Source organism: Geminisphaera colitermitum TAV2 (assembly GCF_000171235.2).
Classification (GTDB): domain Bacteria; phylum Verrucomicrobiota; class Verrucomicrobiia; order Opitutales; family Opitutaceae; genus Geminisphaera; species Geminisphaera colitermitum.
Genome location: NZ_ABEA03000128.1, coordinates 1 through 10,527, shown reverse-complemented (window position 1 = coordinate 10,527; position 10,527 = coordinate 1). Strand labels below are relative to the sequence as shown.

Sequence of the window (10,527 nt, the reverse complement as noted above, 5' to 3'; positions counted from 1 at the left end):
GGTATCGGCGCCGACGGGCGGAGGTGTGTTATTCGTCGCCGTCAACGTCGTCCATCATCTTGCCGCTTTCTTCGCCGCCGAGTTCGCCGAGGAGTCCGGCCTGGCCGCGGACTCGGTAGCGGGTTTTTTCGACTTCTTTTTGAGCTTCGGTGGAGTAGCGGGCGAAGGGGACGGCGGTGAGGCGGTCTTTGGAGATGGGTTTTTGCGTGATTTCGCAAATGCCGTAGGTGCCGGCTTTGATGCGCTGGATGGCGGCTTCGATCTCGGAGAGGGCTTCCTGCTCGCTGGCAACCATGCTGAGGGCAAAGTCGCGATCAAAGGTGTCGGTGCCGGCGTCGGCCATGTGCTGGCCGTAGCTGGAGAGGTCGCCGGCGTCGTCCTTGGCGGAGCGGCGGAGGGTGTCCTCGGTGTGCTCGGTGAGCTTGCCGCTGGCGTGGTTGCGCAGGTCGATGAGGAGTTTGTAGTAGCGGCGGAATTTTTCCGGGATCTGATCTTCCTCGTTCTCGGCCACGCTTTTTTTGACGGCGGGGTTGAAGCCAAGGATGTCGGCAAGGGAGGCGGCTTTGACGCGGTTGGGCGCGGCGGAGCGGGCGGCGGCCTCGGCCTCGGCGAGTTTGGCGGCCTTGGCTTTGGCGGCGGCGGCGGCGGTCTGCTCGGGCGTGGTCTCGGCGGCGGCGGCGGTGGCGGCAATCTCGCGGACTTCGTCAAGGGTGAAGGCGATGGGCTTGGCGGGCTTCTCGCGGCGGGCCAGAATGCTGCTGCGCAGGCGGTCCTTGGCCGAGTTGGAGCCTGGGGAGGTCTTGGCGGGTCCGGCTGCCGGAGGCAGCTTGGGGGCGGGGGAGGGTGATGGCGCAGGAGCCGGCTTGGAGGCGGCGGGTTTGGGAGACTTGGGCTTGGCGGCGGCCACGGCTTGAGCCACGGCCTTGGCAGCAGCCTGTTTGGCTTTATCCGACACGACCGACGCTTTTTTCGGAGCGCTGTTTTTGGCGCTCTTGGACTTGGTAGTGGCTGCGGTGGACTTTTTGGCGGGCTTGGCCGGAACTTTGCTCATAGTGTGTGTTTTGCTGACAGCTTTCGTGGCGGACTTCTTCGCAGGTGCGTGGGAATGTCGCGCGATGGCTTTGGAAGGTGGTTTGGAAGATGATTTGCGAGATGGTTTGGAAACGGGATGTCTGGTTTTGGAGGGCGCCACCTTCTTCGCGCTTTTGTGTTTCACAAGCTTGCCCGCGCTTTTTGCAGGAGCGGACGGCTTCTTTTTTCGGACGATGGCTTTGGCCGGTTTGGCGGATTTGGCGGATTTGGTAATTTTGGCTGGCTTGGACGTCTTCGTGGTTTTTCTGGCGGCGGGGGAGGGTTTCTTGGGTTTTTGTGCCATGATGTTTTATCGGACAGACGGGTTTATGGATGTGGGTTTGCTAACATTTCTTCGGAAGGAAGGGGGGGGAAATTGTGATGGAAGGCGAAGGAGGGCGGCGCGTTTTCTTCGTAATGGGTTTGTGAATACGGCGGACCGGTGGCTGATTTATGGTTGCGCGTCGAGGGCTTCGGCGCAGCGGGGACAGACGGGCTCCGTGTCGTGCGCGGTGGATTGAATGAGGGCGGGAACCCAGCGCCAGCAGCGCGGGCAGCGGACGTGGCCGTGGTCCTGGCAATGGGCAACGGTCACGGTGAGCGGTGCGTCAGCGGCGTCGGCGGGTGAGGCAGGCGCGAGGGTGACATGCGAGACGATGAAGAGCTCGGCGAGGGAATCGCGGTGTTTTTCGAGAAGGGCGCGCGCGGGCGTGCCGGGGGCGGCGTGAAGGGTGACGGCGGCGTCGAGGGATTTGCCGATCTTGCCGGCCTGGCGGTGCGGTTCGATGGCTTCGGTGACTTTGGCGCGGATGGCGAGCAGAGCGGCGACGTCGGTGTCGATTTCGGCATTGGTCCAGAGGGGGGGGGGGGAGGGCCAGTCTTGGAGGTGGATGGTGCCGGCGGCGGTGTCGGCGAGTTCTTTGCGGGCAGTGCCGTAGGTCCAGGCTTCGTCGGCGGTGAAGGTGATGACAGGGGCGAGGATTTTGACGAGGGTGTCAAAGATGCCGTGAATGGCGGTCTGCGTGGAGCGGCGCAGAGGAGAATCGACGGCGAGGGTGTAGAGGCGGTCTTTGATGATGTCGTGATAGACGGCGGAGAGCGTGGTGGCGCAGAACTGGCTGCACGCGGTGATGACGCGGTGGTATTCGTAGGCGTCGTAGGCTGCGGTGCAGTCGGCGAGGAGGCGGGCGGTCTGGTGCAGCGCCCAGCGGTCGAGGGTGTCGAGTTGTTCGACGGGGAGGGCATCCTTTGCGGGATCGAAATCGTGGAGGGTGGAGAGTTGGTAGCGGAGGGTGTTGCGGAAGAGGCGGTAAGCCTCGGCCACGATGTTGAGGATGCTGCCTTTGTCCTTCAGGTCTTTGTCGAGGTCGGAGACGGTGATGTCTTGCGTGAAGTCCTGCGAGGCGACCCAGAGGCGGATGACGTCGGCGCCGTATTGAGCGATGTAGTTGTCGGAGGTCGGGGGTTTTTCGTACTGGCCGGACTTTGAGATTTTTTTGCCGTCCTTGCCGACGATGAATCCGTGGGTGAGGACGGCTTTGTAGGGCGCGCCGCCTTGGGCGATGACGCCGCACCAGAGGGAGGATTGAAACCAGCCGCGGTGCTGGTCAGAGCCTTCAAGGTAGAGGTCGGCGGGCCAGCGGGTGTTGCCTTGGGCGTGCTTGAGAACGGCGGCGTGGGAGGAGCCGGAGTCGATCCAGACGTCGAGGGTGTCGCGTCCGCAGGTGAGTTGTCCGGGGGCGGGCCAGTGGGGGGGGAGGGCGATGCCGGCAAGGATTTCGGCGGCGGGGGTTTCGTACCAGTAGTTGGTGCCGCCGTTGCGTTCGATTTTGTCGGCCACGGCGCGGGCGACGCCGGCGTCGAGGTAGGCGGTTTTGTCGGGGCTTGGCCCGTAAAAGGCGATGATGGGCACGCCCCAGGAGCGCTGGCGGCTGATGCACCAGTCGGGACGCGATTCGACGGCACCGCGAATGCGAGCCGCGCCCCAGGCGGGCACCCATTGGACTTGGTCGATGGCGGCAAGGGCTTTTGTGCGGTGTCCGGCTTTGTCGAGGGAGACAAACCACTGGTCCACGGCGCGGAAGATGATGGGGGTCTTGGAGCGCCAGCAATGGGGATAGCTGTGAGTGTAACGGGCTTTGGCGAGGAGGGCGTTGGCGGCGTCGAGTTTTTTGAGGACGGCGATGTTGGCGGGGGAGGTGCGTTTGGCGTCGAGGTCTTCGGTGGTTTCGAGGCAGGTGAGGCCGACGAGGTCGGCGGGGACTTTGCCGTCGTTGAGGTAGCGTCCGTCGTCACCTACGGGGCAGTAGATTTCGAGTCCGTATTTGAGTCCGGTAAGGTAGTCTTCGCTGCCGTGGCCGGGAGCGGTGTGAACGCAGCCGGTGCCGCTTTCGGTAGTGACGTAGTCGGCGAGGACGATGGGCGAGGGACGGTCGATGAAGGGGTGGCGGGTTTGAAGACCTGCCAAGGAGATCCCTTTATATCTGTTGCCCTTGGTTGCTCCAGTAAGTTTACAGGTATCAATGAAGGCATCAGCGAGAGCTGATGCAACGACGTAGGTTTTTTTATCGTGGACAACCTCTACGTATTCGATGTCGGGATGGACAGCAATCGCAAGATTCGCCGGAAGTGTCCACGGTGTGGTAGTCCAGATAACAACAAAAACCGAGTCTTTGCTAAAGAATGGATTGTCCCCAAGGAGCTCTCTCTCGGAATCCTTTCGGCCTGTTGTTAGACCAACTCTCTCGTAAGAACGGTAACGGTTTCTTTCCGTAGCGTCCACGGCGAATTTTACCCAGATGGAGGGCGAGATGTGGTCTTTGTATTCGATCTCGGCTTCGGCGAGGGCGGTTTCAAAGGGGATGGACCAGTAAACGGGTTTTTTGGAGCGGTAAACGAGGCCGTTTTCGACGAAGGCGGCAAAGGTCTTGATGATCTCGGCTTCGTAGGCGGGGGCTTTGGTTTTGTATTCGTTGGGCCAGTCGGCAAGGACGCCGAGGCGTTTGAATTGGGCGGTCTGGCGGGCGATCCATTCTTCGGAGAAGGCGTCGCAGCGGGCGCGAAGCTCGGCGGTGGTGAGGTTGACGCCCACGGTTTTGCCGGCGGCCTGAAATTCGCGGGTGACTTTTTGCTCGATGGGCAAGCCGTGGCAGTCCCAGCCGGGGACGTAGGGGGTGCGGTAGCCGCGCATGGTTTTGTAGCGCAGCGTGATGTCTTTGAGGGACTTGTTGAGGGCGGTGCCGATGTGGACGTCGCCGTTGGTGAAGGGGGGGCCGTCGTGGAGGACGAAGGCGGGGGAATCAGGGTTGGCGGCGCGTTTTTGTTGGATGGCGTCGTAGAGTCCGAGTTTTTCCCAGTGGGCCGCGCGGATGGGTTCACGCTGAGGCAGGCTCGCCCTCATGGGGAAATCCGTCTTGGGAAGCTGAAGGGTGTTTTTCAGGTCTGCGTGTGATGCCATGCCGTTTTCAATAAAAGCGCGCGAGGCTATGTGCGCCCGGGGGGGAGTCAAGGGCGGCGAAGGGGCAGACGACGGTGTTTCTTGTAGTCGAAAAAATAGCCGCGCTGGCGGAGTTTCTCGTTCGGGTCGCGGGCGACGTAAACTTCCTGGCCGGTATAGGGGTCGATGCCGGCGTGGTAGATGGTGGAGTCGAGCGTCATGGGCGTGGGCGTGAAGTCCTGCACTTGCTCCAGCCGGTAACCGAGGCGCTTGAGGTCGGCGGAGAGCGCGGACATGTCGGATTCGCGGCAACCGGGGAGGCTCGATATGAAATAGGGCACGAGTTGCTGGCGGAGGTTTTCGCGCTCGTTGATTTCGTCAAAGGCCGCCTTGAACGCCTCGAACATGGCGAAGTCGGGCTTGCGAATGTGTTTGAGGATGTGCGGCGCGCTGTGTTCGGGCGCAACCTTGAGGCGTCCGGAAACGTGGTGGCGCACGAGTTGCTCGAAGTAGGCGCGGCCGTCGGCGGAGCGAAACTTGCCGGTTTGATCGTCGATAAAGATGTCGTAGCGGATGCCGCTGCCAATGAAGGCGCGTTTCACGCGGGGGTGTTCGAGGACTTTTTTGTAGAGCGCGGTCAGGCGGGTGAGGTCGGTGTTGAGGTTGCGGCACACGCGCGGGTGCAGGCACGAGGGGCGGCGGCAGCGGGCGCAGATGGTTTCGTCCTTGCCGCGCAGTCCATACATGTTGGCCGAGGGTCCGCCGATGTCGCTGAGATTGCCCGCAAAGTCCGGCATGGCCGTCACGCGATCCACTTCGCGCAGGATCGAGGCTTCGGTGCGCTCGGAAATGAATTTCCCCTGATGCGCCGAGATCGTGCAAAAACTGCATCCGCCAAAACATCCGCGATGCATCGTCACCGAGTGGCGGATCATGTCGTAGGCCGGGATGCGTTTGCCGACATAACGCGGATGCGGGAGGCGCGTGTAAGGCAGGTCAAACGAGGCGTCGGTCTCGGTGGGCGTGAGTCGTGGATGCGGCGGGTTGACGACCACGGCGCGGTCACCCACGGACTCGACGAGCGTGGAGGCGTGCATGAGGTTGGACTCTTCCTCGATGCGACGGAAGTTGGAGGCAAACTTGCGCTTGTCCGCCTGACACTCCTCGAAGGAATGCAGCACAACGCGTTTCCCCCTCCCGCCACTTCCGGTCTCTCCCCCCCCCCCCCCCCCCTCCCCTGCCGCCGCAGCGGTGTCGGCGGACGTGGCGAGCCATGCGGTCTGCTTGATGTCGGTGAGTGCCGAAACGGGCTCTCCGGCGTCAAGGCGGGTGGCGATTTCGCAAATCGGTTTCTCGCCCAGACCGTAAACGAGCAGATCCGCGCCGCTCTCCACGAGCAGGCCGGGACGCAGCGAATCGGACCAGTAATCGTAATGCGTGAGCCGGCGCAGCGAGGCCTCGATGCCGCCGATGACAAGCGGCACGTCGGGATAAAGGGTTTTCAGGATTTTTGAATACACCGTCACCACGCGATCCGGTCGCTGCCCCGCCATGCCGCCCGCTGTATAGGCATCGTCACTACGCAGGCGGCGGTTGGCCGTGTAGTGGTTGACCATGCTGTCCATGCACCCGCCCGAGATGCCAAAAAAAAGCCGCGGCCTCCCCAGCTTGCGAAAGTCGCGCAGGTCGTCGCGCCAGTTGGGTTGCGGCACAATCGCCACCCGCCATCCCTGCGCCTCCAGGACGCGCCCGATCACCGCCGCGCCAAACGAAGGATGGTCCACATACGCGTCGCCCGTGAACAGGATCACGTCCGCGCCATCCGTCCAGCCGCGCGCCTCGATCTCCTTTTTCGACGTGGGCAAAAAAGCGGAGAGCGGCGGCGGCTTCTGGCGATTGGTATCCGTGTGCGTGTGCATGAGTGGTTAACTACGTTCGGCGTCGTTGAGCCGCCGTTTGAACACCCGCAGCAGAAACACCAGACTCGGGAAAATAAAACAACTCCCCGCCAGCAGCGCGATCACCAGTTGCAACAACACCGCGGGCGGCGCCGCCTCCGCATAAAAACTCAGCGGCCCGCCCGCCGTCAGCACCGCCACCGGCGCGTAGAGCAGCCACCACCCCAGCAAAATCAACGTCACCTGCCCGCCCGCCACAATGCGCGTGACGAGCACGTTGCGCCGCCAGATCGCCATCCACAACGCCACGAACAACAACGTCGCCAGCGCCATCACGCCCAGCGTCAGCGGATTCCTGAAAAACACCGACGGCAGACTTTCCCGCTCGCCATACGACGCCGCAAACACCCCGCCACCCGCCACGATCACCGCGCAGTTGAACACCGCCGCGCATCGCGTGAACCGCCGCTTCAGCCCCGCGTCCTCCGTTTCGTCGATCAAGTAAACGCAGGCCAGAAACACAAAAATGCACGCCACAAAAAGCCCCACCGCCAGCGGATACGCACCCCACCAAGGCGCAACGTAAACGCCCCACGGCCCCAATTCGTGCGCCGCCTCCGCGCTCGTGTCGATCAGCCCCCGGCCCAGACTCGCCACGATGATTCCCAGCCACAACGCGCTCCACAAACTGGATACACCGAACAACACCGTGTAAACCCGCTGTGAAGCCGGTGCCTGAATCGCGTCGTAGTGCCGGAACGTGAACGCCGTCCCACGCACCACGATCCCCACCAGCAACGCCAGCATCGGGATATGCAACGCCACCATCAACGTCGTGAAGATCGTCGGGAACCCCACGAACAGCACCACGATCACCAAAATCAGCCAGATATGATTGGCCTCCCACACCGGTCCCATCGCCTCGTTGATGACATGTTTCTGCGCCTCGCGCCGCCCGCCCGCCGGCAGCAATTCCAAAATCCCCGCCCCGTAGTCCGACCCGCCCAACAACACGTAGAGCAACAGCGAAGCGCCGATAAAAAAAATAAGAACGTCGATCATAATCACGGAAAAATCAGGTTAACCACCAATGCACACTAATAGACACTAATGAAAAGAAATCGGACGGCGTGGCTGAATCATGGAATGTAGCTAAATTTTGGATACAATTTTGATTCCTGATATTAGTGTCCATTAGTGTGCATGAGTGGTTAAAAATCCGTCTCTCATTTTTCAAACTTCCGTTGAGCCGCCAGCACCTGACGCCGGAACAGCCACACCGTTGCCGCCGCCAGCGCGAGATAGAGCACGAGGAACAGATAAAAATGGTATGCCATGCCCGGCACCGGCGTCACCGCATCCCTCGTGCGCATGATGCCGTAAATGATCCACGGCTGCCGCCCCACCTCCGTGACGATCCACCCCGCCTCGATCGCCACCATGCCCGCCGGAATCAAGACCACGAGCACCCATAAAAACCAATTCGGGAAAACCACCTCGCGTCTCCGCCTTCGCCACCAAAACCAAAAGAACAACACCCCCGCCAGCGTCATGATTCCGCCAATACCGACCATCACCTGAAACGCCACATGCGTGATCACGACCGGCGGCCAGTCCTCGCGCGGAAACTGGTCGAGCCCCGTCACCTCCGCGTTGAAGTCATCGTGAGCCACGAAACTCAGCAACCCCGGCAGCGGAATGCCCCACTTCATCGTCTGCGATTCCACATCCGGGATGCCTCCGATGTAGAGCGGCGCGCGCCGTCCCGTTTCAAAATGCCCCTCCATCGCCGCCAGCTTCGCCGGTTGCAACTCCGCCACCCGCTGCCCCGCGAAATGCCCCGCCAGCGGCTGCAAGATCGCCGCCACCGCGCCAAACGTCATCGAAATCTTGATCGCCGTCAGATGCAGCCCCCGCGCCCGTCCGCGCAGCCACAGGAACGCGTGAATCCCGCCGACCGCGAATCCCACCGCCTGGAGCGCGGCAAGCTGCATGTGGATTGTCTGGTGCAGCCACGCCCGGTTGAACATCGCCGCCACCGGATTGATGTTCACCGCCACGCCGTCCACCCAGTCGAACCCGGCGGGCGCATTCATCCAACCATTGGCCGCCACCACAAAAATCCCCGACGTAAACCCCGATATCCCGACCACCAGCCCCGTTGCCCAATGCACCCACGGCTTCATGCGTTTCCACCCGTAGAGGAACAACCCGATGGCCACCGCCTCCAGAAAAAACGCCGTGCCCTCGTAGGAAAACGGCATTCCGATGACCGGCCCCGCGTGCTGCATGAAGCCCGGCCAGAGCAACCCCAATTCAAAGGCCAGCACCGTGCCCGACACCGCTCCCACCGCGAAAAAAATCGCCACGCCCTTGAGCCACATTCTGGTCAACTCAAGGCACGCCGGATCGCCCTTGCGCAAATGCAACCAGTGCGCGGCTGACATGAAGAACGGCATGGTCATGCCAATCGCGGCAAAGATGATATGAAACCCCAGCGAGAAGGCCATCGTTGAGCGGGCGGCGAGAAGATCGTCCATAAGTGGATGGGAAAATGGGAAAAGGTCACGGAAGCACCCCCCGCCGATTCGGCAAACGCCCCGGCCCCGCCACGCCTAGGTATAAGTTTTGGAAGCAAGCCGCATAAGCACAACGAGGCACCGCGCGTGAGCCGCTTATGGGAACCTCTAAAAATTGCACAGAAGGTAACGAAGACAACCAATTGAGATAAAACGTTTGTTCTCAACAACCCATTGAAAATAAATAAATTAAAACACATTATACGGTTCTTCGACGTTTTCGGTGGATAGACGAGAGGTGGCGCGGCAGCGCCCGTAGCGCAGGGCGGGAGGTCTTGCCTGCAATCCAAACTACTGCGCGAAGCGCCGCTTGCCTTGACGTAGTTCGGAGCTTTAGCCCGAACCGTTACCTCTGCGTATTCGTGAGTCGCACGGTTCGGATTGGCAATAAAGCACCGAACTACGTGACAAACCGATGTCACCGCGCTTCGCGCAATCAATTTAGATGGCAGGCAAGATGCCTGCGCTACGGGCGCTATCCCGCCACCTCCCGCTATATCAACTTATCGAGTCTCCACTGAAAACGTCGAAAAAACCATTATACTCCCTGCCTTTATCTTCGTTTTCTTGGTTACCTTCTGTGCAAAAATGAATTTTTAGGACCTCCCTTATATTTTCCCCAGCCGCCAGGCCAGCGGTGTTTGCCCAAACCGTTTTTTAAACGCCACGATGAACGTCCCCGCCGAGGCGAACTGCGCGCGTTGAGCGACCTCCGCCACCGACATCCGCGTATGCCGCAAATCCAGCGCCGCCTGCGCCAGCCGATTCCTCCGCACGATCTGGGCCGGCGTCCCATTGCTCCACTGCCCTCGCAACTTGCGGCTCGTATGCTCGCGCGAATAACCGATCTGCGCCGCGTAACCGCTGATCGTCTTGATGCGCCGGAAAAACGACCGCGACAACAACCTCCGCAAATCCGGCAACGCCTCCGCAGCACCTGCCCCCCCCCCCCCCCCTTCATCCATCCGCGCGACTCCATCCCCATTCATAACCGGTTTTTGGATACACAAAAAACGCCACCACTCCGCCAGCCACTCGAACGCCGCCCGTGATCCCTCCACCGATGGCTCTCCGCGATGCACACTCCAATAATCCACCCACTCCCGTGCCAGACGCACCACCCGTGACGACAACGGAATCCTCGCCACCCAGCCATGCGCCGCCCCCAGCGCCAGCATTGCCCCCACCCCCCACTCCCCGCGCACCTTGATCCAAAGCCGCCGCCATGGACGCCCTTCGCGCGTGACCAGACGCCCATTGAGCGGTTGCGGATACACCAACACCATCCCCGGCCTCAACGTCAGCGAATGCCCCCCTCCCCCGCATTCAAACACCGCCTCGCCCTCCAGCGTCAGCACCCAGCAAACCGAATTGGAAATCGTGTTGATCGACAGATCGTAAGGATGCGCATAAGTCACACCCGACACCCCTCCATCGAACTGGAAATACGGACCGCTCCACACCGCCGCCGCCACCATCACATCGTCCTCCCCGTCGCCGCCAGTCGCCAAAGTTGCTGGCTCCTCCCCCGCCTCCCCTGCGT

At 61.5% G+C, this 10,527-nt stretch carries 7 protein-coding genes; 1 reads left to right on the top strand and 6 read right to left on the bottom strand.

Translation table 11 applies throughout. The features are described from left to right. Nucleotides 1-28: 28 nt before the first annotated feature. The gene (locus OBACDRAFT_RS15585; RefSeq protein ID WP_157837124.1) at nucleotides 29-1,051 is read right to left on the bottom strand and encodes a TraR/DksA family transcriptional regulator; all 1,023 of its coding nucleotides are present in this window, start codon (nucleotides 1,049-1,051) and stop codon (nucleotides 29-31) included. A gap of 25 nt (nucleotides 1,052-1,076) precedes the next feature. Here OBACDRAFT_RS15585 and OBACDRAFT_RS29925 point away from each other — a divergent pair, with 25 nt between their 5' ends. Next, a complete protein-coding gene (locus OBACDRAFT_RS29925) occupies nucleotides 1,077-1,592 on the top strand; it encodes a hypothetical protein (protein ID WP_157837123.1) in 516 nt (171 codons plus the stop codon). On the opposite strand, the gene ileS is transcribed toward OBACDRAFT_RS29925, so the two are convergent. The 5 genes from ileS to OBACDRAFT_RS15560 form a co-directional block, all read right to left on the bottom strand. Continuing rightward, nucleotides 1,523-4,528 (bottom strand): isoleucine--tRNA ligase, encoded by a 3,006-nt coding sequence (ileS, locus tag OBACDRAFT_RS15580; protein WP_043587166.1) that lies wholly within the window; start codon nucleotides 4,526-4,528, stop codon nucleotides 1,523-1,525. The genes OBACDRAFT_RS29925 and ileS overlap by 70 nt on opposite strands. Nucleotides 4,529-4,575: 47 nt before the next feature. Continuing rightward, a complete protein-coding gene (locus OBACDRAFT_RS15575) occupies nucleotides 4,576-6,426 on the bottom strand; it encodes a YgiQ family radical SAM protein (RefSeq protein WP_052362094.1) in 1,851 nt (616 codons plus the stop codon). Nucleotides 6,427-6,432: 6 nt separating this feature from the next. Next, nucleotides 6,433-7,467: a cytochrome d ubiquinol oxidase subunit II gene (locus OBACDRAFT_RS15570; protein WP_043587164.1), complete on the bottom strand. Its 1,035-nt coding sequence runs from the start codon at nucleotides 7,465-7,467 to the stop codon at nucleotides 6,433-6,435. Nucleotides 7,468-7,631: 164 nt separating this feature from the next. Then, nucleotides 7,632-8,945 carry a cytochrome ubiquinol oxidase subunit I gene (locus tag OBACDRAFT_RS15565; RefSeq protein WP_043587162.1) on the bottom strand — a complete coding sequence of 438 codons (1,314 nt, stop codon included), beginning with the start codon at nucleotides 8,943-8,945 and terminating at the stop codon, nucleotides 7,632-7,634. Nucleotides 8,946-9,592: 647 nt separating this feature from the next. After that, nucleotides 9,593-10,527: helix-turn-helix transcriptional regulator (locus OBACDRAFT_RS15560; RefSeq protein WP_157837122.1), on the bottom strand; the 935-nt coding region annotated here is incomplete at its 5' end.